We start from the raw sequence: 25,919 nt of genomic DNA, 5'->3' as shown, positions 1-25,919 counted from the left end.
TTCACCGGTGTGCCGGAGAACCCCGACCCTTAAAGTGTGGCGCGCGATTGGCCAGGCGTCGGCCCGGGGGATCAACGGCAACCTGCGGGCCAAATCGGTTAATCTCGGTGTCAGTCAACTGCGCGTGGATTCGCCCCAGCATGGAACTTCATATCAGCCTGAACGGCAGCAAGGGCCTTGCCGAACAACTCTATCGACAACTGCGCGACGGCATCGACAGCGGTCGCCTGACAGCCGGTACCCAGTTGCCGCCCACTCGGCTGCTGGCCGAGCAATTGGGTGTATCGCGCAAGACAGTGGCCGAGGCCTATTCACGCCTCACCTACGACAACCTGCTCAGTGGCAAGGTGGGCAAAGGCACCTTCATCACCCCAGCCCCCACCCACGTACCGGCAGCCGCGTCGTCCATCGCCCTGGCCAGCGCCCAGGCCCTGGAAAAATGGCTGGCCCGGGCCAATCCGCTGGCCGACATGCGCTCGTCGCCGGTGCGCTACGACTTCATCGGTGGTGCATCGAGCAAGGGGCAATTCCCGTTCGACGACTGGCGCCGCTGCAACCAGTACGCCCTGCGCCAGATCCGCACCAGCAGTGCCCGCTACGCAGCCCACCAGGGCCTGCCGGAGCTGCGCGAAGCCATCGCCCGGCACATCGCCTTCGCCCGCGGCGTACGCTGCAGCAGCGCCGATGTGCTGGTGTGCAACGGTGCCCAGCAGGCGCTCGACCTGATCGCCCGGGTGCTGATCGATCCCGGCTGCAAAGTGGCCATGGAGGACCCCGGCTACACCCCGGTGCGCCAGCTGTTCCTGGCCCAGGGCGCCGACCTGCAGTATGTGCCGGTCGACAGCGAGGGCCTGTGCGTCGAGCAGATCGACGACGGCACCCGGTTGATCTACGTGACCCCTTCGCATCAGTTTCCACTGGGCATGCCCATGAGCCAGGCGCGTCGCGAGGCCTTGCTCGCGCGCGCGGCGGCGTTGGGCGCGATCATCATCGAAGACGACTACGACAGCGAGTTCCGCTACGAAGGCAGGCCCACCGACTCGTTGCAGAGCATGGACCGTCACGGCCTGGTGGCCTACGTCGGGACCTTCTCCAAGACGCTGCTGCCGGAGCTGCGCCTGGGCTACACGATTGCACCGCCGGCGTTGCGCGAAGCATTGTGCATTGCCAAGCAACTCACCGACTGGCACACCCCGACGCTGAACCAGTGGGCCCTGGCCCGGTTCATCAGCGAGGGTTCGCTGCTCAAGCACATCCGCCGTGTGCATGAGGTGTACGCCGCGCGCCGGGCACGGATCGTCCAGCGCCTGCAAGGCGACCTTGCGCCCTGGTTCGAGGTGATTCCGGCCACCGCCGGCTATCACCTCAGTGCCCTGGCCAAGGGCGACCTGGACGTGCAGTTCGTTATCGACATGGCGCGCAAGGTCGAGGTCGGGCTGTATGCGCTGGCGCCCTTCCATGCCCAGGCGCCGGTGCGTTCAGGATTGTTGATCGGTTTTGGCGCCATCGAACTGCTGGACATTGACCCGGCCCTGGACTGCTTGCGCGACACGTTGCAACGCCTCGACGGATTGGCCTCCTGACATTCGTCACAATTGGCTATTCGGTCAATGCCTGCGCAGCGCTAAGGTAGTGCCATCGCCGCCTGACGCGGACCTGACTGGAGCAAGCACGATGAGCAACCGTATCGAATGGGCCAAACACGCACCCGAGGCCTATAAAGCCATGGTCGGCCTGGAAATGGCCCTGGGCAAATCGGGGCTGGAGAACTCGCTGCTGGAGCTGATCCGCCTGCGCGCCTCGCAGATCAACGGCTGCGCCTACTGCGTCAACATGCACGCCAACGATGCCCGTAAAGCCGGCGAAACCGAGGCCCGCCTGCAGACCTTGAGCGTCTGGGAAGAAACCGCCTATTTCACCCCCCGCGAACGCGCTGCCCTGGCCTGGACCGAGAGCCTGACCCGCCTGCCCGAGCTGCGCGCACCGGAGCATCAATACCGTGAGCTGCTTGAGCACTTCAGTGAAGCCGAAGTGGCCAACCTGACCCTGGCCGTTGCCACCATCAACGCCTGGAACCGCTTCGGCGTCGGCTTTGCGATGATCCCGAGCTGAGCCGCACGCCCCCTGAAAAACGCCCTGCACTGCAGGGCGTTTTCGTTTGCGGCAAACCGATCAACCCGCCGGCGTCGGCATCACAGGTGGCGTGTATTGCAATGTGGTGCCCAGGAACCACAACAGGAACAGCACCAGCGGAATGTGTACCAGCAACTGCACGAAGGAGAAGCCGATCAGGTCCCGCGCCTTCAGGCCCAGTACTCCCAGCAGCGGCAGCATGTAGAACGGGTTGATCAGGTTCGGCAGCGCCTCGGCGGCGTTGTAGATCTGCACCGCCCAGCCCAGGTGATACTGCAGGTCATTGGCCACCAGCATCACGTACGGCGCCTCGATGATCCACTTGCCGCCACCGGACGGGATGAAGAAGCCCAGCACCGCCGAATAGATGCCCATCAGCAGCGCATAGGTGTCGTGGGAAGCAATCTGCACGAAGAAGGTGGAAATATGGTGGGCCAGGGTTTCGGCATCCACGCCCTTGACCTGGGTAAGAATGGCCGCGATCGAACCGTACAGCGGGAACTGGATCAGCACACCGGTAGTGGTCGGTACCGCGCGGGCCACCGCATCGAGGAAGCTGCGCGGGCGCCAGTGCAGCAAGGCACCGAGCATGATGAACAGCAGGTTGTAGGTGTTGAGCCCGGAAATCGCCGTGATGGCAGGTTTGGTAGCGAACTCGTTGTACAACCAGCCGGCGGCCAGGGCGACCAGCAACAGGGTCAGGATCGGGCTGTATTCCAGCCACTCGCCCGGGCGGGTGCGCTGGGGCGGTGGCGGCGCCGAAAAGCTTGGGTCCACACCGCAGGCCTCGGCGCTGCGGGCACTGGTTGGCCCCGGTGCGGTGGCATAGGCCACCACCAGCGACACCACCACCAGGGCTGCAAGCAGCACACCGGACTGCCAGAGGAAGATGGTCTCGGTGAACGGGATCACCCCGGTGATCGCCAGGATCGACGGCGGCAGGCTGGCCGGGTTGGCCTGCAACTGCGCCGCCGAGGACGACAGGCCCAGGGCCCACACCGCCCCCAGGCCCAGGTAGGCGGCGGCACCGGCGGCGCGGTAGTCCATGTGCAGGTCGGTGCGTCGCGCCAGGGCGCGTACCAGCAGGCCGCCGAACACCAGCGACAGCCCCCAGTTGAGCAACGAGGCGACCATCGAAATCAGCGCCACCCAGCACACCGCCGAACGACCGTTCTTGGGAATGCGTGCCAGGCGGTCGATCAGCTTGACCGCAGGTGGCGAACTGGCCACCACATAACCGCCGATGACCACGAAGGCCATCTGCATGGTGAAGGGAATCAGGCTCCAGAAGCCGTCGCCGAAGGCCTTCGCGGTATCGGTGGGCTTGGCGCCCATGGCCAGGGCGGCAACCGACACCAGCACCACGGCCAGGGCGGCGAACACCCAGGAGTCGGGGAACCAGCGTTCGGCCCAGTTGGAGCAGCGCAGGGCAAAGCGGGCGGAGCGGCTGTCTTGGATATCAGCGGCCACGGGGGGTTTCCTTTTATTGGTTTTATCTGGAACGGCACAAAGCCCCATCGCGGGGCAAACCCGCTCCGGTGGGAGTGGGCTTGCACCGCGATGGGGCCCTGAAAAACGCCTTAGAACGTCATCTCTTTCACATCATCCGGCACGATCAGCTTGCCGGCGGTCTTCTCGACGATCTCTTCAACCGTCACACCTGGTGCGGTTTCGCGCAGGATGAAGGCGCCGTCTTCGATCTCGAGGTAGGCCAGGTCAGTCAGCACCTTGCGGATGCAACCGGCACCGGTCAACGGCAGGCTGCAGCGTGGCAGCAGCTTGGACTCGCCATCCTTGGACGCGTGGGTCATGGTGACGATGATGTTGTCGGCACCGGCCACCAGGTCCATCGCCCCGCCCATGCCCTTGACCAGCTTGCCCGGGATCATCCAGGAGGCGATGTTGCCTTCCACGTCCACTTCAAAGGCGCCGAGCACGGTGAGGTCGACATGACCGCCACGGATCATGGCGAAGGACTCGGCCGAGCTGAAGATCGACGCGCCACGACGGGCGGTCACGGTTTGCTTGCCGGCGTTGATCATGTCGGCGTCCAGCTGCGCTTCGGTAGGGAATTCACCCATGCCCAGCAGGCCGTTTTCCGATTGCAGCATTACATCCATATCGGCCGGGACGTAGTTGGCCACCAGGGTCGGGATGCCGATGCCGAGGTTGACGTAGTAGCCGTCCTTGAGTTCGCGGGCGACGCGCTGGGCCATTTGTTCGCGGGTAAGTGCCATGGTCAGGATCTCTTTGTTGTTCTGTTCGGGGATGGGTCAGGCTTTGAGGGTGCGTTTTTCGATACGCTTCTCGAAGGTGCCGACAATCACCCGGTCGACGTAGATACCCGGGGTGTGGATCTCGGTAGGCAGCAGGACACCCGGTTCGACGATCTCTTCGACCTCGACCACGGTGATCTTGCCGGCGGTGGCGGCCAGCGGGTTGAAGTTCTGTGCGGTGTTGCGGTACACCACGTTGCCGTAGTGGTCGGCCTTCCAGCCCTTGACGATGGCGAAGTCGCCGGTGATGGCTTCTTCAAGGATGTACTTGCGGCCATTGAATTCGCGCACTTCCTTGCCGTCGGCAACCGGGGTGCCGTAGCCGGTGGCGGTGAAAAAGGCCGGGATACCGGCGCCGCCGGCGCGCATCTTCTCGGCCAGGGTGCCCTGGGGGGTCAGTTCCACTTCCAATTCGCCGCTGAGCAGCTGGCGCTCGAACTCGGCGTTCTCGCCCACGTAGGAGGCAACCATCTTGCGGATCTGGTGGTCTTCGAGCAGCACGCCCAGACCGAAGCCGTCGACGCCGCAGTTGTTCGAGACCACGGTCAGGCCCTTGACGCCACGGCGCTTGATCTCGTTGATAAGGTTTTCCGGGATGCCGCACAGGCCAAAACCGCCGGCCAGTACTGTCATGTTGTCGGTCAGGCCTTCGAGGGCCTGTTCATAGGTTGCTACGCGCTTGTCCAGTCCGGCCATGCTGATCCGCCTTTTGTAGTTGTTGAACCGACAGGGGTGTCGGTGAGCGTTTGACGCATCTTCACCCCAATACACTTATTTGTTAATTTTGTTTTTATGATCGTTTGATAAATTTTTCAAAAGAATAGACCACCGCCATGAACGTCAAACAGCTGCGCGCCTTCGTCGCCGTCGCCAAGTACCAGAGCTTTGCCCAGGCCGGTGAACACCTGCACCTGTCGCAGCCAGCCCTGAGCCTGACCATCAAGGCCCTGGAAGACAACCTGGGCGGCGCCCTGCTCAGCCGCACCACCCGCAGCGTCAGCCTGACCCCCGAGGGCGAAGTGCTGCTGCCCCTGGCCCGGCAACTGCTGGCCGACTGGGACAACACCGAAGAACTGCTGCGCCAGCGCTTTACCCTGCAACTGGGCCGAGTGGCCATTGCCGCCATGCCGGCCTATGCCGGCAACCTGCTGCCGGCGGCGCTGAAGGTGTTTCGCCAGCGTTACCCTCGGGTCAACGTCACCGTGCATGACGTGATCAATGAACAGGTGCTGGAACTGGTACGCCACCGGCGCGTCGAACTGGGCATCGGCTTTGAACCTGAGGCCAGCGAACCGCTGGTGTTCAAACCGCTGTACCTTGACCGCTTCGTCGCCGTGGTACCGGCCGACTCGCCCCTGGCACGGCAACAACAGGTGACTTGGCGCGAATTGCTCGCCGAAGACTTCATCGCCCTGCAACGCCCCTCGGCGGTGCGCCTGCTGCTGGAGCAGCACCTGGCCGCCGAGCACGGCAAGTTGGCGGTGGCGTTCGAAAGCCACCAACTGTCGACCATCGGCCGCATGGTTGCCAATGGCCTGGGTGTCAGCGCGGTGCCGGCCTTGTGCATCGGCCAGATGGAAGAACTCGGCGCGCGCTGCGTTACGCTGGTCGAGCCAAGTATCGAACGCCGTATTGGCGTCAGCCTGCTGGCTGACCATAAACTCTCGGCAGCGGCACAGGCGCTGCTTGAAGTGCTGCAACAACATTCCCGACTCCAGGAGGTGACATGCGTACAGTAAAGCTTGCCGACCGGCAGGTGCCAGCCATTGGCCAGGGCACCTGGTACATGGGCGAAGACCCGAGCCAGCGCAGCCGTGAAGTGGCCGCGCTGCAGCAGGGAATCGAGCGCGGCTTGACGCTCATCGACACGGCCGAAATGTATGCCGAAGGCGGCGCCGAACAGGTGGTAGGACAAGCCATCGCCGGGCGCCGCGACCAGGTCTTCGTGGTCAGCAAGGTCTACCCGCACAACGCCAGCCGCGCCGGTGTTCCTGCTGCCTGTGAACGCAGCCTCAAGCGCCTGGGCACCAACTACATCGACCTCTACCTGCTGCACTGGCGCGGCCAGTACCTGCTGGACGAAACCGTCGAGGCGTTCGAGCGCCTGCGTGAGGCCGGCAAGATCGGCCGTTGGGGCGTGTCGAACTTCGATATCGACGACCTGCGCGAACTCCACGAATACAGCAGCCACTGCGCCACCAACCAAGTGCTGTACAACCCGGCCCAGCGTGGCATCGAATTCGACCTGCTGCCTTGGAGCCACAAGCGCCAGCTGCCAACCATGGCCTATTGCCCGCTGGCCCAGGCCGGTCGCCTGCTCAAGCACCCGACCTTGTCCGAGATTGCCGAGCGCCACGGCGCGACACCTGCCCAGGTGAGCCTGGCCTGGGTGACGCGCGAGGACGGCGTGATTGCCATTCCCAAGGCAGTGGACCCTGAGCATGTGCGCCTGAATGCAGCCGCAGCCCATCTGGTGCTGAGCAGCGAAGACCTGCGCGCCATCGACCGCGCCTTCCCGGCGCCGACGCGCAAGCAGCACCTGGCGATGGTTTGAAGCCCCTTGGGGGGTTCGATCCGTAGCCGCTGCCGCCGGGCTGCGATCGGCTGCGTAGCAGTCGCCAGGTAATTCCCACGGCCGCTTCGCGACCGATCGCAGCCTCGCGGCAGCGGCTACAACGCCAGCTCGCCGTTGACGCGCATACGGTTCAATGAAAATCCCGGCTGCGTACGTCGAGCCCCTGCAACAGCGGACTCAGGTCTTCCAGCCGCTGTGCAATCAAATGCCGTACCCCGCTTTCACTCTCGAGCCTTCCGATCACCCGCAACAGCTGCGACCCCACCAGGGCCCGCCGCTGGCGCTCGGCCAGGTCGCGCCAGACCACCACGTTGACGTTGCCAAACTCATCTTCCAGGGTCACGAAGGTCACGCCGCTGGCAGTCCCCGGCCGCTGACGCCCGGTGACCAGCCCTGCCACGCTGACCTTGTCGCCATGCCCGGCCTCCTCCAGCGCCTTTGAACTGCGACAGCCCAACGCATTCAGGCGACGGCGCAGCAAGGTCAGGGGATGCGGCCCAAGGGTGGTGCCGACGCTGGCATAGTCCGCGAACATGTCCTCGCTGACCGAGGGCTGCGGCAACGCCACCGCCGTCTCCTGGACAGGCTCCACCGCGGCGAACAGCGGCAACTGCGCCTGCACCGCCGCCACCTGCCAGCGTGCCTGGTAGCGGTCGCTGGCCAAGGCCCGCAAGGCACCAGCGTCGGCCAGCAGCTCACGGGCGCGGGTATCGAGCTGCGCCCGCTGGCACAGGTCGCCAACATCCCGCCAGCCACGTTCGGTGCGGGCCTGTTCGATACGCCGGGCATCGACTTCACGAAAGCCGCGCACCTGTCGCAGCCCCAGGCGAAGGGCCAAGGCCTGCCCTGCCCCCGGTTCCAGGCTGCAGTCCCAGTCGCTGTGGCAGACATCCACCGGGCGGATCTCGATAGGGTGGCGACGGGCGTCCTGGAGAATCTGGTCAGGGCTGTAGAAGCCCATCGGCCAGCTGTTGATCAGCGCACAGGCAAAGATCGCCGGCTCATGGCACTTGAGCCAGCAACTGGCATAGGTCAGCAAGGCGAAGCTCGCGGCGTGGGACTCGGGAAAACCATAGCTGCCAAAGCCCTTGATCTGCTCGAAGATACGTTCGGCGAACTCGCTGCTGTAGCCGTTGGCACGCATGCCGCTGATCAGCCGCTCGCGGTGCGGCTCAAGGCCACCGTGGCGTTTCCAGGCGGCCATGGCCCGACGCAGTTGGTCGGCCTCGCCCGCCGAGTAGCCACCGGCGACCATCGCCAGCTCCATGACCTGCTCCTGGAACAACGGCACGCCCAGGGTGCGTTTGAACACCTTCTCCAACGCAGGCGATGGATACGACACCGGTTCCAGCTTTTGGCGCCGGCGCAGGTAGGGGTGAACCATGTCGCCCTGGATAGGCCCCGGGCGCACGATCGCCACCTCGATCACCAGGTCGTAGAAATCCTTGGGCTTGAGCCGCGGCAACATGGCCATTTGCGCCCGTGACTCGATCTGGAACACCCCGACGGTGTCGGCGCGGCCGATCATTTCATAGGTCGCGGCACAGTCGGCGGGGACAGTGGCCAGGGTCAGCTCACGGCCACGATGGCGGTACAGCAGGTCGAAACACCGGCGCAAGGCCGTGAGCATGCCCAGGGCGAGAATGTCGACCTTGAGCAGGCCGACCAGGTCCAGGTCGTCCTTGTCCCACTGGATTACCGTACGCCCGTCCATGGCGGCGTTTTCCACCGGCACGAGGCTGTCCAGGGGCTGTTCGGAAATCACAAAGCCGCCGGGGTGCTGGGACAGGTGCCGGGGAAAGCCGATCAGCTCGCCGGTCAGTGCCAGCACCCGCCGCAGCAACAGGCTGTCGGGGTCGAAGCCGGCCTCGCGCAGTTGCTCGGGCGGCGGCAGGCGATCGCTCCAGCGCCCGCAGCACTCGGCCAGGGCGTTGATCTGCGCCACCGGCAAGCCCAGCACCCGGGCGATATCGCGCACGGCACCGGCGGCATGGTAGGTGCTGGCCACGGCCGTCAGGGCCGCGCGATGGCGGCCGTAGCGGCTGAAGACATACTGCAGCACTTCTTCACGGCGCTCATGCTCGAAGTCGACATCGATGTCGGGGGGTTCATCGCGCTCGCGCGACAGAAAGCGCTCGAACAACAGGTGGCTGTGCATTGGGTCCAGCTCGGTGATCCCCAGCACATAGCACACCACCGAGTTGGCCGCCGAGCCCCGCCCCTGGCAGAGGATGCCCTGGCCACGGGCAAACTGGACGATGTCATGCACGGTCAGAAAATAGCGTTCGTAGTTCAGCTCGGCGATCAGTTCGAGCTCATGCTCCAGCGCATTGCGCGCCTTCTCTTCGATGCCCCTGGGCCAGCGCCAGCGCTGCCCCTGCTCGCAGAGGTGGCGCAACCAACGGGTGGCCGTCTGGCCGGCCGGGACCAGTTCGCGGGGGTACTCGTAGCGCAACTGGCTGAGGTCGAAACGGCAGCGGCCGGCAATGCGCAGGGTTTCATCGAGCAAGGCCTGCGGATAGAGCTCGGCCAGCTGCGCCAGGGGGCGCAGGTGACGCTCACCGTTGGCGAACAGGCGCTGCCCGGCCTCGGCCACGGTGCAGTGGTGACGGATGGCGGTCATGCTGTCTTGCAGGGCGCGTCGCCCGCGGGCGTGCATGTGTACATCGCCCGCCGCCACCGCGCGGATCTGCAACGTCTCGGCCAAGGCCTGCAACTGCTGCAGGCGCAGCCCATCGTCGGCGCCACGGTGCAGCTCCACCGCCAGCCACAGGCGCTCGGCGAAACGCTCGCACAACCAGTGACCGGTGGCCAGGTCATCCTCATTGCCATCCGGCACCCACAGGGCCAGCAGCCCCTCCAGCGGCCTGTCGAAATCGTCGCGCAGCAGCTGGTACGCGCCCTTTTGCGCCCGCCGCCGGCCCAGGGTGATCAGCCGGCACAGGTGCTGGTAGCCCGTCAGGTTCTCGGCCAGCAGCACCAGTTTTGGCCCCTGGTGCAGGCGCACTTCGCTGCCGACGATCAGGGCCAGCCCAACGGCCTTGGCCGCCTGCCAGGCCCGCACGATGCCCGCCAGGGTGCATTCGTCGGTAATGGCCAGGGCCTGGTAGCCATGCTGGCGGGCACGCTCGAACAGTTCCCTGGCGCTGGAGGCACCGCGCTGGAAGCTGAAATTCGACAGGCAGTGCAGTTCGGCGTAGGCCTGGGACATGCTCATGCGAACCAGCCCTGCAGCCACAACGGACCGTCTTCACCCAGGTTGCGGTAGGCCCAGGCATACAGCCCGGTCGGGGTCTGCACCCGGTAGTAGTCACGGCGTATATCACCGCCATCCCACCAACCGGACTCGATCCGCTCGGCACCCGTCAGCAGCCGCACCCCCCCCCCCGGCAAGGCCTGGGGTTCGGCCAGCAGCCAGCCCGGACGCGGCGCCGTCGGCGCCGGTGGCAACTGGGTGGCGTTGTCCAGGCGCCAGGCGCACTCGGGGCGATGATCGTCCTGGGCCGCAAGGTTGCGCACCGCGCTATCGCCCAGGCGTGCGCGCAGGCGTTCGCGCAACTGCTCCCAGGGCTGGCTCTGTTGCGGGCGTGGGTCGAACAGTTCGCTGTGCTGCGGCACAAAAGCCGGCAGGTCTTCGGCCAGCAGGCGCAGGTTGCGCACCGGCGCGCCCAGCTGCAGTTGCTCCAGGCGCCCACGGGCCAGCTCGAAGAGCATCTGCGGGTCACGCTCGGCAGCCAGCAGGCCGACGACCACGCAGGTATCGGGGCCTTCGGCGTGCTCCAGGTGCAGGGTGAAGCGCTGCACGCCACTGTCGCGCCCGGCCAGGAACGCGGCCAGGTCGTTGATCAGGCGGCGCAGGGGGAACAGCAAGGCCTGGTGCGACTCCACATCGAAGTTGAGCTCGATACGGGCATCGAAGCGGTCCGGCGGCAGGTAGAATGACAAGGCCATGGGCCGTACCCCCAGCAAGCGGTCCAGGTGCAGTTGCACATCAGCAGCAAAGCGCCGGGCCAGGGCCTGGCGCGGCAACGCCATGACCTGGCCAAGGCGGCGCAGGCCCATGCGCGCAAAGGCGCTGGCCGCCTGCGCCGGCAAACCGATCCGCTCGATAGGCAGTTGCTCAAGGGCCTCGCGGGTTTGCTCGAGGTCGGTCAGCGCCAGGCCGTCATGGCAGTTGGCAAGCATGCGCGCGGCCACCGGGTTGCTGGCCAGCACGATACGGTGGCGAAACCCCAGGGCACTCAGTTCGGCCCGCAGCCGCGCCTCGAACGCAGGCCACGGCCCGAACAGCCCCAGGCTGGACTCGACCTCGAGCAGCAGCACCCGCGGGTAGTGCAGGCTGACCTGTGAGCTGAAACGATAGGCCCAGGCAGCCAGCAGTTGCTGTAGCGGCTCGATGGCGCCCGGATCGTGGTCAACGCAGGTGAAATGCCCCGCCAGCGCCTGGGCCGTGGTCAACGGCTGGCCGGCACGCAGGCCCAGGGCTGCAGCGGCCGGGTTGACCGCCTGCAGCACCCGGCGCTGGGGCGGGCCGCTGAGCAGCACCAGTGGCGTGTCGAGGTCGTCGCGCCCGCGCAGCACGGCGTCGAGTGCCAGCTGCGGCAGCAGGATACAGGCCCAGAGCATGCGCCATCAGCCTCGCCCGGGGCAGGCAATGGGCGTGGCCGGGGCCAACCCGCCCCGGCACTTGAGCACCCGCCACTGGGCCGGGCGTGCATCGACGGCAATGCGCAACGCCGCCGGCGACGGATTGAGCGCCGCCTGCATCGAGCGCAAGGCAAAGGCCAGGGTCTGGCCGCTTTCGGCAGCCACCTGCAAGCGGCGCAAGGCGCGGTCGTCGGGCTTGTGCGGCCAGCACAGCACCGCGCCACAACTGCCCGAGCGCAGGCACTGCTCGGCAGCCCAGAGCACCTCGCCAGGTGGCGCCTGGATCAGGGCAATGTGCTGCAGGTCGACTCCGGCTGCCTGCCAGGCGGGTGCATAGGGCACAAAGGGCGGTGCCACCAGTACCACCCGTTCACCACGGGTGGTCAGCCGCGCCAGGCTCGGCCAGAGCAAGTGCAGCTCGCCACAGCCCTCGGCGGCCAGCAGCACCTCGGTGAGCGCAGCCGCTGGCCAGCCTCCCCCCGGCAGCGCCGCATCCAGCAGCGCATGGCCGGTGGGCTGCAGGCCCTGGGGCTGCGCGTGGGGGCGCCCCTTCCAGACCCGCTGCTGGTCGAGCAAGCCGTCGAGGCTGACCACGGCGCCCATCAGCCGCGCCTCACCAGGCCGCAGAACACGCCCTCGATGACGAAGTCCTGGCCCGGGCCGATGTCGATCGGCGCATAGGCCGGGTTGCGGGGTAGCAGGCGGTAATGCTGGGCGCTGACCCGCTCGAAGCGCTTGATGGTCACCTCACCCTCCAGGCGGGCGACGATGATCTGCCCGTCGCGGGCCTCGGCCTGTTGCTTGATACCGACCAGGTCGCCGTCGAGGATGCCGTCGCCGAGCATCGAGTCGCCGCGCACCTTGAGCAGGTAGTCGGGCGAGCGGCTGAACAGGTGGGCATCGAGCATGAGCTGTTCGTGGATGTCGACGTCGGGGCCTATCGGCCGCCCTGCCGCCACCTGGCCCAATACCGGGATCTCCAGTACCTCGGGGCGGCGCAAGCCACCCGCCAGACGAATGCCACGGGCCTGGTTGGGCGTGACCTCGATATACCCGGCCTCGCACAAGGCCTGGATGTGCTTGCGCGCCACACTGCGCGAGGCAAAACCGAAGGCCGTGGCGATATCGGCCAGGCTCGGCGGCTGGCCGTGGTCGGCGATGCGATCACGAATGAACGTGAGAATGGCGCTGCGTTTGGGCGATAAAATATTCATGGAGTACATTTGTACTCTTTTCGTATCCCGCTGACCAGCCCCCTTGATCGGGTTATGCTGGGCGGCCCTTGCAGCGGACCCCGACATGCTTGAAGCCCTGTTGTTCGACCTCGACGGCACCCTGACCGATACCGACAAACTCCATCTGCTGGCCCTGCAGCAGCTATTGCGCGAAAAAGGCCGGGACTTGACCGAAGCCGAATTCGCCGCCCACGTCAGCGGTCGGGCCAACGCCGACCTGTGCCGCTACCTGTTTCCCGACCGGCCACTCGCCGAGCACCAGGCCTTCGCCGACCTCAAGGAGGCGCGCTTTCGCGCCCTGTCGCCGAGCCTGCAGCCCACCGCCGGGTTGCTGCGCCTGCTTGAACATGCCGAACAGCACGGCATCGGCATGGCCGTGGTTACCAATGCGCCGCGGGCCAATGCCGAGCACATGCTCGAAGCGCTGGCCCTGGGTGGACGTTTCGAGCATGTGCTGGTGGCTGAAGAGCTGGCGCGGGCCAAGCCTGACCCGCTGCCCTACCTCACCGGCCTTGAGCGGCTTGGGGCGCGTGCGGCCCATGCCCTGGCGTTCGAGGACTCGGTGCCGGGCGTGACCGCCGCCAGCGGCGCAGGAATCTTCACCGTGGGGCTGTCTACCAGCCAGTCCGCCGAAGCCCTGCATGCCGCCGGGGCGCAACTGGTGGTGGCGGACTTTGACGATGCGCGGTTATGGGAGTTGATCCAGCCCGCTTCCTCCTAGCGACTGCTATGCAGTCGATCGCAGCGCGTTCCTCGCCAGCGGCTGCGGTTTGCATGTAGCCGCTGGCGACAGCCTGCGATCGGCCGCGCAGCGGACGTACTCCAGTGCATTATTGCTCCCCACCCAACTGCCCCATTTCGGTGCCAACGCACTAGAATGGGCAACCTTCCCCACCCGGCAACCTCCATGGATATCGAGCTGGCCCGTACATTTCTGGAAATCGTCCGCAGCGGCAGCCTGGTCTCCGCCGCCGAACGTTTGCACGTCACCCAGACCGCCATCACCGCCCGGGTGCAGAAGCTCGAACAACAATTGGCCTGCCAGCTGTTCATCCGCAGCCGCAGCGGCGCCAGCCTCACTGCCGATGGCGAGGCATTCGTGGTCTATGCCAATCAGTTGGTGCAGACCTGGGAAGCGGCCCGCCGCGACCTGCCTCTACCCCAGGGTTGCCACCAGGTGCTGCACATCGGTGGCGAAGTGAGCCTGGGCAACCCCATGGTGCTGGGCTGGGTCAGTGCCCTGCACCGGGCGATGCCCAGCCATGCCATTCGCAGCGAAGTCAGCGACGGCGAATCATTGCTGCGCAAAGTGGAAATGGGTGTGCTCGACGCCGTGCTGGTCTATCAGCCCACCTATGGCCCAGGCCTGCAGGTGGAACAACTGATGGAAGAAAAACTGATTCGCGTGCGTCGCAAGGACAGACCCGAACCCTACATCTACATCGACTGGGGCCAGGCCTTTCGCCGCCAGCACGACGCGGCCCTGCCCGAATGCGCGCGCCCAGCCCTGAGCTTCAACCTCGGCCCGCTGGCGCTGCAGTACATCCTCGAACATGGCGGCAGTGGCTACTTCCGTACCCGGGTGGTCCAGGCCTACCTGGACAGCGGCGTGTTCGAGCGGGTACCGCAAGCCCCGGAGTTCACCTACCCCACCTACCTGGTCTACGCCCGCGAGCGCGATAGCCAGGCGCTGCAGCAAGCCATCAGCGTGCTGCAGCAGGTAGTCGCCAGTGAGAGCGATTGGTCACAGCGCTGGGACCCGGTCATCTGAACGCACCGGCGTGCTGAGCACGTACCGCTTGAGCCCGGCGATCAGATCGGTCTGGGTGATGACCCCGACCAGTTGCTCGCCGTCCATCACCGGCAGGCAATGCAGCCCCTGCTCACTGAGCAGCGGAATCAACGCCACGGCAGGTTCATCACTGCGGACCGTGACTACCGGCCGACTCATGATCTGCTCTAGCACGACCTTCGGCTGACGCCCGAACAGCCCGCGCCAGCTGAAGCGGGCCTGGGCCATCGCCGGGCCCACCAGGTCACTCAAGCTCACAATCCCCACCAATCGACGCGTTTCATCCAGCACCGGCAGAGTCTTCAAGTGGTGGCTCGACAGTTGCTGCCAAGCCTCATGCAACGTCGTTTTCGGCGTGGCCTGCTGCACATCGCGTGACATCACCGACGCGGCGGTAATCCCGCCAAGGCTGCGCTGCAAGGCATGCTGTTCAGTGGCCAGAATGATCCGCTCCAGTTCATCGCGGGTCACATCGACAAACTCACCCAGCTCCTCCAGGGCATGGTCCAGGTCCGCCCCGCTGACCCCGACCCGCTCGGCGGGCACGGTATCGGTGGTGTGGTGCAAGTCTTTGCGCGGCGCCGCCGTTTTTGGATAGCGCACCCCCGTCAGGCGGTTGAAGATCACCGCCACGGCCACCAGCACCAGGGCGTTGAGCATGATCGGCTCGAACACCTGGTTACCCATCGAGGCCAGGGATGAATCAGCCAGCACCACACTCACTGCCACCCCACCTCCCGGCGGATGCAGGCAGCGCATCAGGCACATCACCACAATCGCCAGCCCCAACGCCAGGGCCGCCACCCACAGCGCCGAACCTAACCAGTGGTGCAACGCCAGCCCGACCACCGTGGCACAGGCATAACTGCCCAGGAACGGCCAAGGTTGTGCCAGCGCGCCGGAATGCACGGCAAACAACAGCACGGCCGAGGCCGCCAGCGGGCCAAGCAGATGCAGCGCCACCGTCGCACCGAACGCCTGACTGCAAGCCAAGCCGGCGAGCAACAGGCCGAGCAGTGCGCCAACACTTGCACGAACGCATTCTTTGAAGGGGATATTCAGTGGGGCCGGCAGCAGCCGGTGAAGCAGACCGCGGGTAGACATGGGGAAATCGGGTACCTGGCAGTAAAAAAAGCCCGGCCAAAGCGGCTGGGCTGAGTATCGCGAGGGCAATACCTAATGGGCTCCGTCCGTGGAGATGGAATTTTGAAGGGGTCGAGCGTGGCAGGGATTTTGCCGGGGATGGGCCGGGTAGCGGTAATTCAAAAAAATGAAGGCTGAGTGCATTTATTTTGAGGTGTAGCGCCTATGACCGCCCGTTGTCCTCACGATCACGTGCATAGCGCCGGGCAAGCGCAAACGCTGGTAACCAGGACTCACGCCTGATGGTCCAGCTCTCGTACGTCGGCACCAACTGATCAGGTGCATCCAGGGTCCCCAGGTTCACTTCGATCTCATCGGCGGTACGGGCAAAAACGGACGATCCGCACCGAGGGCAGAAATACCGTCCGGCATACTCGTGTGCCTCGCCTTCGATCGCCACGGCATCCTCCGGGAAGATCGCGCTGGCATGAAACAGCGCCCCGTGATGCTTGCGACAATCCAGGCAGTGGCAGATCCCTACCCGGTAAGGGTGCCCGGACGCCACGATGCGTACGTTGCCGCATAGGCAACCCCCGGTGTAGTGGTTCATGCTGACCTCACGCACGGTTGTTATCGGAGCGTGTAAAAATAGCAGCCAATGCTTGAACCCACTGCCCAGAGGCGGATACCCAGATGCCCAATCCCGAAGCCACTCTGCTGCAAAGCTGGCACCACAACGCCCAGCCCTGGATCGACGCTGTGCGCAGCGGCGCCATCGAAAGCCGCCGGCAGGTCACCGACCAGGCCATCCTGCTGGCGGTGCTGGGCCGCCAGCCTGGGCGCGTGCTGGACCTGGGCTGTGGCGAAGGCTGGCTGTTGCGCGCGCTGGCTGACCGCGGCATCGAAGCGGTCGGCGTGGATGGCGATGCCACCTTGGTCGAGGCGGCGCAAGCGGCAGGCTCCCGTCACGTGCAAGTGGCCAGCTATGCTGCGCTGGCCGCAGCAAGCGTGGACATCGGCCACGACTACGACCTGGTTTGCGCCAACTTCGCCCTGCTGCACCAGGACATCATCCCGCTGCTGAGTGCCATGAACGCCCTGCTCGCCCCAGCAGGTACGCTGGTGATCCAGACCCTGCATCCCTGGGCTGTCGCGGCGGGTGATTATCAGGATGGCTGGCGCGAAGAAACCTTTGCCGGGTTCCCGGGACAGTGGCAGCCCATGCCGTGGTACATGCGCACCTTGTCCAGCTGGATCAACGCGCTGGACATGGCCGGCTTCACACTGGGCGCCCTGCAAGAGCCACAACACCCGCAAAGCCCCGTGCCACAGTCACTGCTATTGGTCGCCGAGCGCCGGTAGCCGTTGACGGGGTATTCCCCCCGAAACGGCCACGGCGTTGCGTTGAGCATCTTTTTCATCAATCGGCGCAACGAAGTCGCATCCTGGAACCCCACCCGTCCGGCAATCGTCTCCACCGAGAATTTGCTGTTGGCCAGCAGCCCCGGTGGCGCCTGGGCGGCCAACGGCAGGGTCTGGCAGTTGGCTGACTTCACCCTGGCGGCGGGATACCGACATTTGCAGTGATCAGAAGCGCCAGGTGGCCCCGCCGCCAATGATATGCAGGGCCGCATTGTCATAGGTGCCCGACACCGTGCCGCCCGAGCGGGCCTTGGTCTGCTCGACGTCCATGTCGCCCATCCACACCAGGGTGTAGGCCAGGTGCAGGTCAAGGCCTTCGTCGATCTGGTAGTTGACCCCTGCGGCCAGTCGCCAGGCCTCGCCCATGGGATTGTCGACGGTGCGGTCCTTGTCATCCACCGCCGAACTGTCGTAGCCCAGGCCCATGCTCCAGCGCAGCTTGGGCGTCGCCTGGTACTGCGCACCCAGCGAGGCATGCCAGGTGTCCTTGTACTTGCGATCGGCGGTACGCGAGACCCCGAGTACATCGGCGTCGACCTCCACGCCGATGGCGCCGAACTCGCTCCAGTCCTGCCAGCCGAGGCTGCCGAGCAGCTTCCACTGCGCATCCAGGTCATGGGCGACACTGAACAGCACCGTCTGCGGCACCGACATGTCCAGCTCCAGGCTGTCTACGTCCAGGCGGCGCAGGGCTGCGTTGATGATCAGGTTGTCGACCTTGTGAACGCTGGGGCCGTCCTTGAACTCCAGGTCGACTTTGCTGGTATAGGCCAGGCCCAGCTGCGTACGCTCGTTGAGCTGGTACATCAGGCCGAGGTTGACGCCGACGCCGACGTCGGTGTCCTTGTATTCGAGTTGCCCGTCGGGGCGATCGAGCACGCCGAGCAAGTTGTTGTTGATGGCCGTTTCGTTGCGGTAATAGGCATAAACGATGCGCGGGCCGATACCCACGCTCAGGTCATCGGTGAACTTGTACGCCAGGGTCGGCTGGAACGACACAGCGATGATCGCCGCCTCCTGGTTGAAGTAGCGCCCCGCCCAGTCGTCGTCGTAGTTCAGCGCCAGGCCGAAGTTGCCGTACATGCCAAAGCCGATGGCCGAGCGCTCGTCAATCTGGTGGCTGATAAACAGGCTGGCACCGGGCAGGTACTCGAGGGCGTTGCCGCCTTCGTTGCCAGTAAACTGATTGTTGCTGTCACGGGAAAAGCGCAGGTCGCCAAGAATCACCTGTGCGTTGGCGCTGACCTGGGTGCCCTGCAGCTGGGCGATACCGGCGGGGTTGCTCATCAACACACTGGGGTCGGTGGCCAGCGCCGCGGCGCCGGCATTGGCCAGGCCATTGCCTTCCTGCCCGGCTTCATAAATCAGAATACCGCCAGCCCAGACGTTGCCTGAAGCCAGGCCCAGGCTCAGGGCCAACAGGGTTGTGTAGGGTCGATAAGCGCGAAGCATGGCACGTCCTCTGTGACGATGGGCAAACGAGAGATCAACTCAAGTGCTGGCGAGCCCAATAACGGTCAGCAGAGTAAAAATAGTAGGTCTTTGCAGGTAGTCGAGTATCGACGGCACAAAACGTGTGATGGATGGCCGCTGCGCGCTCAATCGCAGCCTGGCGGCAGCGGCTACAGAGGAAGCGACCACCCCGTCCTTGGGGTGGTCGCCATGACAAGTCACTTGATGAAGCGCACCTGACTGTTGATTTTCTCGATCACCGCGCCCTTGCGTTCGTTGAAGCGCAACGTGTTCTGCTCGAACAAGTTGTTGCCCTTGGTATCGATGGAAATGATCAGCGGGCCGAACTCACGCACACGGTTGACCCACAACGTTTCGGGCATGCCCAGGTCCTGCCACTCGGCCCGCTCGATTTCCTCGACCTGGGTGGCGGCCAGCACTGCACAGCCCCCCGGGAAAACCGCATGCACGGCCTTGTTCTCCAGGCAACCGGTGGTGGTCTCAGGGCCCATGCCACCCTTGCCGACAATCAGCTTGACGCCGGTTTCCTCGATGAATTGCTTCTCGAACTTCTCCATGCGCATGCTAGTGGTCGGCCCGATGGACACCATCTCGAAGCTGCCGTCATCCTTTTTGCGCACGATGGGCCCGGCGTGAAAGATTGCGCCCCCGCGCAAGTCCACGGGCAGTTCGCGCTTGAGCTCGATCAGCCGACGGTGGGCCACGTCGCGGCACGTCACTAACTGGCCGGTCAGGTAGACCACATCACCGACATTGAGGGCCGCCAGGTCTTCGTCCTTGATCGGCGTGGGGTGAATGCCCCCCTGGGCTTTGGTCGCACCCACGTCGGCCCGGCGGTGTCTTCATTTGCCAGGCGCTACCCGGACGTTGAAGTGCAGCTGCAATTGACCGACCGCCCCATCAACCTGCCGGACGATGCCATCGACGTCGCCATCCGCTTTGGCGAACTGCCCGACTCCCGATTGATTGCGCGCAAGATCGCGGCCAATCGCCGGCGGCTGTGCGCGGCGCCGTCGTACTTGCAGGCTCATGGCCACCCGCACACCCCCAAGGACCTCGTGCAGCACAATTGCATCGTGCTACGCCAGAACGACGCGGCGTTTGGCAGTTGGCGGTTGAGCCGGGGCAAACAGACCGAATCGGTCAAGGTAAGAGGCAGTCTCAGTACCAACGACGGCGAGGTGGCGCTGAACTGGGCACTGGATGGCCAGGGGATTCTGATGCGTGCCGAGTGGAACCTGGCCGGCCACCTGCGTTCGGGCCGGCTGGTGGAAGTGCTGGGCGAATATGAAACGCCACCTGCGGACATCTACGCCGTGTACCTGGAGCGCCTCAACCTCTCCGCGAAGGTGTCGCTGTTTGTCGAACACCTCAGAGACTTCTTCCACCGCAACGCCGACGGATCTGCCTGGCCGTGAGCGGCGTTGCCCCCTGGCCTTCCGAGGGCCCGTCAGTGCAATCCATGCCTGCGAAAATTTACTTCAAACGCTTACAATCTGCCGCCCCTCCCACTCATTTGACCGTCCCGTGAGGCTATGACCCTCGATCCCTCGACCCTGTTGACGCTTTCCGTCGCCCTGGCCGCCGCCGCCGCCCTGTACCTGGCAATTGAATGGCGGAGTATTCGCGAGCCTTCGCTGCTGTTCTGGAGCGCGGGCTTTGCCACCATTGCCGTGGGCTCGACACTGGCACTGTTGCGCGGCAGTGGCTTGCTGTTCATCGGCATCTGGTTCGCCAACGGCTTGTTGGTCACGGCGCACTGGTTGTTCTTGCTGGGCGTTGCACGCTTCACCCAGACGCGCCTGTCGCGCGCCTGGTACCTGATCTTCATCGCCTGGCTGGGGTTGCTGCTGTTGCCGGGTGAGCAACCGTGGTCGAAGGTCACGCTGCTGGTCAATTCGCTGCTGGTCGCTGTGCTCGCGCTCAGGGCCAGTTTCTTGCTGCGCCCCCACGGTAAATCCTTGAGCGTGGGCGCCGTCCAGTTGCGCTATGTACTGCTGGCCCATGGGGTCTTCTACCTGATCAAATCCCTGATCGCCATCATCCCGGGCACGCTGATCGACCTCGCCGCATTCCGGGGCGAAATCATCCAGGTTTCGCTGGTCGAAGGCGCCATGGCGATCATGCTGATCGCCCTGTCGATGACCGGTACCGAGCGCCATCGGCGTGAACAGCAGATAGAACAGCTGGCCGCGCGCGATCCATTGACCGCCCTGTTCAATCGCCGCGCCCTGGAGGTACGGGCACCGCGTTTGCTCAAGAATGTCTGCAGCGCCCGCCCCGGCGCCGTGTTGCTGATTGATATCGACAACTTCAAGCTGGTCAACGACCTCTATGGCCATACCGCCGGCGACCGCTTGCTGGTGACGTTGAGCGAGATGATTCGGGCGGTGCTGCCGGAAGACGCGCTCGCCGCCCGCCTGGGTGGCGACGAGTTCATCATCGTCCTCAAGGGTGCATCGAGCGCGCGCATCGAACAGCTGGGCCGCCAGCTGCGCGACCAGTTCCATACCACCACCGCACAGGCATTCGCCACGCCCCTGCCAGTGACGCTGAGCATTGGCGCCAACCTGTTCGACCAACCACCGGCCAGCCTCGAGGGCGTGATCGAGCACAGTGACGCTGCGCTGTACGCCTCCAAGCGCAGTGGACGCAACAGCATCCGCGTAGTCGACCGGACCACGCTGTGATGCCGACCACAAAAATGACATCAAATAGCCATCTTTTGGCGTGAAACAATCGCCCGGTCGCTGTATAAAGCTGCTCCAAGCCAACAACCCCGCAGCCTGAACGGCTGCAGAGACGTGTGAGAACAGCATGCAACCGGGAAGCAGCATTAGCGCCAGGGTCATTTCCGACGCAGTCAATCAACGTGCCGAACGCGCCTTTGGTAAAAGCGCGAAAAATGCAGTCACCGTTGCAAACATTGAACATCACACCGCCAGTGTCGACTACGCCATTCGCACCAGCTACAGCCTGGAGGTCATCTCGCGCCCAGTGCGAGTGAACACCACACCGTTGTCCCAGGAAGGTGCCCGCGCCGCACTCCAGGCCCGGCAAGCCACCTTGATGTCGAACCCGGGCCAGGCGTTTCGCCAGTTGGTCATCGACCACCTCAAGGCCAATCCGCTGCGCATCAGAAAACCGGCAAAGTTCAAGATCGCCAGCGACGATCACTTCTACTACAGCTGGCAGGCCTGCCACGGCTGCGCCGGCGGCGGCAGCATTCATTGCCATAGCTGCCACGGCCGTGGTTCCGTGAGCTGCGGCGGCTGTTACGGTTCCGGTCAGGAGCAGTGCTGGCAATGCAATGCCTCAGGCTGGGTCGGAGGCCCTCGGTACTGCGGCTATTGCGGTGGATCCGGGGTGCACGTGGGCAATCGTTGCAACGCCTGTGCAGGCCGCGGTGGCAGTGGCCACCCATGCCCGGGCTGTGCCGCCGGCGGCAAGGTTGCTTGCTCGCGCTGCCGGGGCACCACCACCGAACAGTGCAGTACGTGCAACCGTGGCTGGATCACCTGCGACACCTGCGATGGCGCGTGCAACCTGACTTACGAGTGGCACTTCGACATTCACGCAAAAACCGAGATCACCTATCACTGGTCCGGCGGCCAGCCCTGGATGTCCGAACACCTGAAGGCGGCAGTCAATGACGAAGCCAACTTCCCGTCGGTGTTCCAGGTCAGTTCGATTTTTACCGGGGACGAGGATGCCTACCGGTTGACGGGCAAAGGCTACGCCAACGGCGCTACGGCCACCGTCACCTACAAGGGGCGCAGTGCGGCGTGCCAGTTCCTCGGCGAAACGGCCGTGCCCGTCGATCTTGGCGGGGTGCTGTCGGGCAACTTCGTCCATGTGCTGCAACGTATGGCCAACCCCAAAAAGTTGCGTGCCGTTCACAAGGCCTCCACTCACACCATCGCCTCGGCGTTGATCAAGGAGGTCGAGCAGGAAGGTGGTGAGGTGAAGGCGTCGACGCCGGTAAAGTCGGGGGTGGTTACCCTGGAACAGGCCGAGCAGTTCCTTGCCCTTCGCGAGCAGGCCAAGCGCTACATTTTCCAGAGTTGGAACACGTTCACGTGGCGCGCGGTAATGCGTCTATCGTGGTCGATCTTCATCTGGCTGAGCCTGTTCTACCTGGGCGTCAACCTGCTCGGCAAGGTTCAGCCCGGGGCTACCCAAGGGGTCATTGCCCTGCTCCGGTTTCCTGCAGAGGTGTTCCACACGCTGCTGCTGCCGTATCGCATTGCGCTGGAACACGGGGGCTGGACCCTGTGGACGTTCATGCTCGCGAGCCTTTTTGCCGGCTCGAGGATCGTTCCCAGGGTATGGCCGAAAATCGACCACTGGCCCGACAGCCTGTGGCTGCGGGCTCCCGTGCTGCTGCTGACAGGGTCGCTGGCACTGGCTGTATTGCTGGCATTGGCACCTACGACCACGTTCTATTTCTTTCCGCCAGGCTGGGTGCCCAGCGCTGCACGGATAAGCCAGGCCATCAGCGGTACTGTTGCGATGATGCCGGCGATGTTCATCACCTCAGTCTGCGTGGCGCTGGTACGGTACAAGCTGGCCAGCAAGCGCTGGGTACACAAGCAGCGCCTCAAGCTGAGCTTCTGAGCAAACAGCCCCCTCTGGCAGGGGGCTTTTTTTGCGCGTGTCGAACGCTCATCCCTTGAGTGCAGCCTCGATGGTGGCAATGTCGATCTTGGTCATGGTCATCATGGCCTCGAACGCACGCTTGGCCGCGGCACGATCAGAATGGGTGTAGGCCGCGGTCAATACACGCGGGGTGATCTGCCACGACAGCCCCCACTTGTCCCGACACCAGCCACAGGCGCTTTCCTCGCCGCCGTTATCGACAATGGACTGCCACAGGCGGTCGGTTTCGGCCTGATCGTCAGTGGCCACCTGGAACGAGAATGCCTCGCTGTGCTTGAACATCGGCCCGCCATTGAGGCCCAGGCAAGGGATCCCCATCACGGTGAATTCGACGGTCAACACATCACCCTGCTTGCCGGCCGGATAGTCGCCCGGGGCCAGGTGAACGGCGCCCACGGCGCTGTCGGGGAAGGTCTTGGCGTAAAACGTTGCAGCCTCTAGGGCGTCGCCTTCGTACCAGAGGCAAATGGTGTTTTTGCTGATCATCCTGGTTCTCCATTCTCTATTTGAAGAAATGGCTGGGGGTCGTGCCGAACTGCTTCTTGAACATGGTGGTGAACGCGCTGGGGCTGTCGTAGCCCAGCTCGGTGGCCACATCGATGATCTTCCCGCCCACCGCGATCCGCTCAAGGGCCAGCAGCAGGCGCGCTTGCTGGCGCCACTGGCCGAAGGTCATGCCGGTTTCCTTGCGAAACAGCCGCTGGATGGTTTTCTCGTCAAGGCTCAACCGCATGCCCCAGTCCGACAAGGTCGATCCGTCGCCTGGGTCATGTAGCAGGGTAGAACAGATGCGCTGCAGGCGCGGGTCGGTCGGTTGAGGCAAGTGCAGGGGCAAGGTTGGCAGTACCTGCAGCTCATCGAGGATCAGGCGCAGCACCCGGGCCTCTCGCGAATCGGCCGCACAGGGCTGGGCGATGTCGACGGAGGCTTTGATCAGCTCGCTGAGCAGCGGTGAAATGCTCACCGTGCGGGTTTCGCCGGGCAGGTCGAGCCGCTCGTCAGGTTGCACGAAAACACTGCGCATCTTCACCTCGCCAATGCAGCGGATCGAATGCACGTACCCCTTGGGCATCCAGATGCCCCGGCTGGGGGGCACCGTCCACTGATGCAGGGCAGAATGCACGACCATCACGCCTTCAATGGCATAGATCAACTGATGCTTCTGGTGGGAATGCGGGGCGATGAAACGGTTCTCCGGGTAGTCGGTGGCACTGCTGCGCACCGCCCAGGGGCCGTCGTCGATCTCTTGCAGAAATACAGCCAGCGGCTTCATCGTCATGCCCTTTTTGCGATAGTAGTTGCCCGAATAGCGTGAGACAGGCAATTCTGCCGCCCCTAGGATAGCGCTGCAACCTTGAATTCCTTGCCTGCGGAAGCCCCAGCATGTCCTCCACCAGCCTCAACCCAGCCGTGGCCAGCGCCTCGGTTGCCCGCCAAGCCAGCCCCTTGGCAATGCGGGTCATCGGTGCCTGCGCCCTCGCCCACCTGATCAACGACTTGATCCAGGCGGTGCTGCCATCGATCTACCCGATCCTCAAGGCCAACTATGGCCTGAACTTCACCCAGATCGGCCTGATCACCCTGACCTTCCAGCTCACCGCCTCGCTGCTGCAGCCCTGGGTGGGCTACCACACCGACCGCCACCCCAAGCCCTGGCTGCTGCCCACCGGCATGGTGTGTACCCTGGTCGGTATCCTGATGTTGGCCTTCGTCGCCAGTTTTTCCGCGATACTGCTCGCGTCGGCGCTGGTAGGCATTGGCTCCTCCACCTTTCACCCGGAGGCTTCTCGCGTGGCGCGCCTGGCCTCGGGTGGTCGATACGGGCTGGCGCAGTCGACCTTCCAGGTCGGGGGTAACGCCGGCAGTGCCTTCGGGCCGTTGCTGGCGGCAGCCATCGTCATTCCCTATGGCCAGGGCCATGTTGCCTGGTTCGGCCTGTTCGCCGTGTTCGCCATTGCCGTGCTGTACGGCCTGAGCCGCTGGTACCGCCATCACCTGGACCTGTTCAAGCTCAAGCAGGGCAGCCAGGCAACCCACGGGTTGTCCAGAGGCCGGGTGACCTTCGCCCTGGTGGTGCTGGCACTGCTGGTGTTCTCCAAGTACTTCTACATGACGAGCCTGACCAGCTATTTCACCTTCTACCTGATCGAGAAGTTCGACGTATCGATTGCCAACTCGCAGCTGTACCTGTTCCTGTTCCTGGGGGCCGTGGCGGCGGGTACCTTCTTTGGTGGGCCGATCGGTGACCGGATCGGGCGCAAGGCGGTGATCTGGTTCTCGATCCTGGGGGCCGCGCCCTTCACCCTGGCGCTACCTTACGTGGACCTGTTCTGGACCGGCGTGCTGAGCATGATCATCGGCTTCATCCTGGCCTCGGCATTCTCGGCCATTGTGGTGTTTGCCCAGGAGCTGGTGCCGGGGAACGTCGGCATGATTGCGGGGGTGTTTTTCGGCCTGATGTTCGGCTTTGGCGGGATGGGTGCCGCGCTGCTGGGAAGCCTGGCGGACAGTCACGGGATCGAGGCGGTGTATCGGTTGTGCGCTTACCTGCCGTTGCTGGGGGTTTTGACGATTCTGCTGCCTTCGACTCAAAAGGGTTGAATGGATCGCGGGGCAAGTCGAGA

24 protein-coding genes and 1 pseudogene are annotated in these 25,919 nt (G+C 64.5%); 12 read left to right on the top strand and 13 right to left on the bottom strand.

The genetic code is table 11. The annotated features are described in order from the left end of the window. The first annotated feature begins 140 nt into the window (after positions 1–140). Complete coding sequence (pdxR, locus tag H621_RS0125375) at positions 141–1,583, top strand: MocR-like pyridoxine biosynthesis transcription factor PdxR (RefSeq protein WP_028946069.1); 1,443 nt, start codon at positions 141–143, stop codon at positions 1,581–1,583. Positions 1,584–1,674: 91 nt separating this feature from the next. Then, the gene (locus tag H621_RS0125370; protein ID WP_028946068.1) at positions 1,675–2,112 is read left to right on the top strand and encodes a carboxymuconolactone decarboxylase family protein; all 438 of its coding nucleotides are present in this window, start codon (positions 1,675–1,677) and stop codon (positions 2,110–2,112) included. 60 nt (positions 2,113–2,172) lie between these two features. Here H621_RS0125370 and H621_RS0125365 read toward each other — a convergent pair whose 3' ends face one another. From H621_RS0125365 to H621_RS0125355, 3 genes are all read right to left on the bottom strand, one after another. Beyond that, complete coding sequence (locus tag H621_RS0125365; protein ID WP_167332144.1) at positions 2,173–3,651, bottom strand: short-chain fatty acid transporter; 1,479 nt, start codon at positions 3,649–3,651, stop codon at positions 2,173–2,175. Between the two features lie 62 nt (positions 3,652–3,713). After that, a complete protein-coding gene (locus H621_RS0125360) occupies positions 3,714–4,370 on the bottom strand; it encodes a CoA transferase subunit B (RefSeq protein ID WP_028946066.1) in 657 nt (218 codons plus the stop codon). Positions 4,371–4,406: 36 nt separating this feature from the next. Further along, entirely contained in the window at positions 4,407–5,105 is a 699-nt protein-coding gene (locus H621_RS0125355) for a CoA transferase subunit A (RefSeq protein ID WP_028946065.1), read from the bottom strand. Between the two features lie 137 nt (positions 5,106–5,242). Between H621_RS0125355 and H621_RS0125350 the strand changes: the two genes are divergently transcribed. Continuing rightward, entirely contained in the window at positions 5,243–6,148 is a 906-nt protein-coding gene (locus H621_RS0125350) for a LysR family transcriptional regulator (RefSeq protein WP_028946064.1), read from the top strand. Beyond that, entirely contained in the window at positions 6,136–6,963 is an 828-nt protein-coding gene (locus tag H621_RS0125345) for an aldo/keto reductase (protein ID WP_028946063.1), read from the top strand. Before H621_RS0125350 ends, H621_RS0125345 begins: the two co-directional genes overlap by 13 nt. A gap of 151 nt (positions 6,964–7,114) precedes the next feature. Here H621_RS0125345 and H621_RS0125340 read toward each other — a convergent pair whose 3' ends face one another. From H621_RS0125340 to lexA, 4 genes are read right to left on the bottom strand one after another with little or no spacing between them, the layout of a single operon-like run. Continuing rightward, positions 7,115–10,222, bottom strand: coding sequence for an error-prone DNA polymerase (locus tag H621_RS0125340; RefSeq protein WP_209420975.1), 3,108 nt, complete (start codon positions 10,220–10,222; stop codon positions 7,115–7,117). Further along, entirely contained in the window at positions 10,198–11,610 is a 1,413-nt protein-coding gene (locus H621_RS0125335) for a Y-family DNA polymerase (RefSeq protein ID WP_028946061.1), read from the bottom strand. Before H621_RS0125335 ends, H621_RS0125340 begins: the two co-directional genes overlap by 25 nt. A gap of 6 nt (positions 11,611–11,616) precedes the next feature. After that, the gene (imuA, locus tag H621_RS0125330) at positions 11,617–12,234 is read right to left on the bottom strand and encodes a translesion DNA synthesis-associated protein ImuA (RefSeq protein WP_028946060.1); all 618 of its coding nucleotides are present in this window, start codon (positions 12,232–12,234) and stop codon (positions 11,617–11,619) included. Further along, entirely contained in the window at positions 12,234–12,854 is a 621-nt protein-coding gene (gene lexA / locus H621_RS0125325) for a transcriptional repressor LexA (protein ID WP_028946059.1), read from the bottom strand. Before lexA ends, imuA begins: the two co-directional genes overlap by 1 nt. 76 nt (positions 12,855–12,930) lie before the next feature. Here lexA and H621_RS0125320 point away from each other — a divergent pair, with 76 nt between their 5' ends. Both H621_RS0125320 and H621_RS0125315 read left to right on the top strand, forming a co-directional pair. Then, entirely contained in the window at positions 12,931–13,587 is a 657-nt protein-coding gene (locus H621_RS0125320) for an HAD family hydrolase (protein WP_028946058.1), read from the top strand. A gap of 186 nt (positions 13,588–13,773) precedes the next feature. After that, positions 13,774–14,637: a LysR family transcriptional regulator gene (locus H621_RS0125315; RefSeq protein WP_028946057.1), complete on the top strand. Its 864-nt coding sequence runs from the start codon at positions 13,774–13,776 to the stop codon at positions 14,635–14,637. On the opposite strand, the gene H621_RS0125310 is transcribed toward H621_RS0125315, so the two are convergent. Further along, the gene (locus tag H621_RS0125310; protein ID WP_028946056.1) at positions 14,611–15,762 is read right to left on the bottom strand and encodes an HPP family protein; all 1,152 of its coding nucleotides are present in this window, start codon (positions 15,760–15,762) and stop codon (positions 14,611–14,613) included. The genes H621_RS0125315 and H621_RS0125310 overlap by 27 nt on opposite strands. A gap of 202 nt (positions 15,763–15,964) precedes the next feature. Further along, positions 15,965–16,351, bottom strand: coding sequence for a GFA family protein (locus H621_RS0125305; protein WP_028946055.1), 387 nt, complete (start codon positions 16,349–16,351; stop codon positions 15,965–15,967). An 83-nt stretch (positions 16,352–16,434) separates the two neighbouring features. Here H621_RS0125305 and H621_RS0125300 point away from each other — a divergent pair, with 83 nt between their 5' ends. Next, positions 16,435–17,103, top strand: coding sequence for a class I SAM-dependent methyltransferase (locus tag H621_RS0125300; RefSeq protein WP_028946054.1), 669 nt, complete (start codon positions 16,435–16,437; stop codon positions 17,101–17,103). A 42-nt stretch (positions 17,104–17,145) separates the two neighbouring features. Then, entirely contained in the window at positions 17,146–17,328 is a 183-nt protein-coding gene (locus tag H621_RS28620; protein ID WP_028946053.1) for a hypothetical protein, read from the top strand. On the opposite strand, the gene H621_RS0125290 is transcribed toward H621_RS28620, so the two are convergent. Then, entirely contained in the window at positions 17,329–18,615 is a 1,287-nt protein-coding gene (locus H621_RS0125290; RefSeq protein WP_028946052.1) for an OmpP1/FadL family transporter, read from the bottom strand. Between the two features lie 218 nt (positions 18,616–18,833). After that, positions 18,834–19,460 carry a L(+)-tartrate dehydratase subunit beta gene (gene ttdB, locus H621_RS0125285; protein ID WP_245219129.1) on the bottom strand — a complete coding sequence of 209 codons (627 nt, stop codon included), beginning with the start codon at positions 19,458–19,460 and terminating at the stop codon, positions 18,834–18,836. On the opposite strand from ttdB, the pseudogene H621_RS27570 reads away from it, so the two are divergent. The 3 genes and pseudogenes from H621_RS27570 to H621_RS0125270 form a co-directional block, all read left to right on the top strand. Continuing rightward, positions 19,428–20,054, top strand: a pseudogene (locus tag H621_RS27570) (LysR substrate-binding domain-containing protein); the annotation flags it as partial. The gene ttdB and the pseudogene H621_RS27570 overlap by 33 nt on opposite strands. Positions 20,055–20,171: 117 nt before the next feature. Continuing rightward, a complete protein-coding gene (locus tag H621_RS0125275) occupies positions 20,172–21,326 on the top strand; it encodes a GGDEF domain-containing protein (RefSeq protein WP_028946050.1) in 1,155 nt (384 codons plus the stop codon). A gap of 127 nt (positions 21,327–21,453) precedes the next feature. Then, the gene (locus H621_RS0125270; RefSeq protein ID WP_028946049.1) at positions 21,454–23,253 is read left to right on the top strand and encodes a DnaJ-like cysteine-rich domain-containing protein; all 1,800 of its coding nucleotides are present in this window, start codon (positions 21,454–21,456) and stop codon (positions 23,251–23,253) included. A 48-nt stretch (positions 23,254–23,301) separates the two neighbouring features. On the opposite strand, the gene H621_RS0125265 is transcribed toward H621_RS0125270, so the two are convergent. Then, positions 23,302–23,781, bottom strand: a complete 480-nt coding sequence (locus tag H621_RS0125265; RefSeq protein WP_028946048.1) for a VOC family protein — start codon at positions 23,779–23,781, stop codon at positions 23,302–23,304. 16 nt (positions 23,782–23,797) lie between these two features. Further along, positions 23,798–24,568, bottom strand: a complete 771-nt coding sequence (locus H621_RS0125260) for an AraC family transcriptional regulator (protein WP_028946047.1) — start codon at positions 24,566–24,568, stop codon at positions 23,798–23,800. A gap of 110 nt (positions 24,569–24,678) precedes the next feature. On the opposite strand from H621_RS0125260, the gene H621_RS0125255 reads away from it, so the two are divergent. Then, positions 24,679–25,896, top strand: coding sequence for an MFS transporter (locus H621_RS0125255; RefSeq protein ID WP_028946046.1), 1,218 nt, complete (start codon positions 24,679–24,681; stop codon positions 25,894–25,896). Positions 25,897–25,919: the final 23 nt, after the last annotated feature.

The sequence above is a fragment of the Pseudomonas vranovensis DSM 16006 genome (assembly GCF_000425805.1).
Taxonomy (GTDB): domain Bacteria; phylum Pseudomonadota; class Gammaproteobacteria; order Pseudomonadales; family Pseudomonadaceae; genus Aquipseudomonas; species Aquipseudomonas vranovensis.
This window is presented reverse-complemented; position numbering and strand designations above follow the sequence as displayed.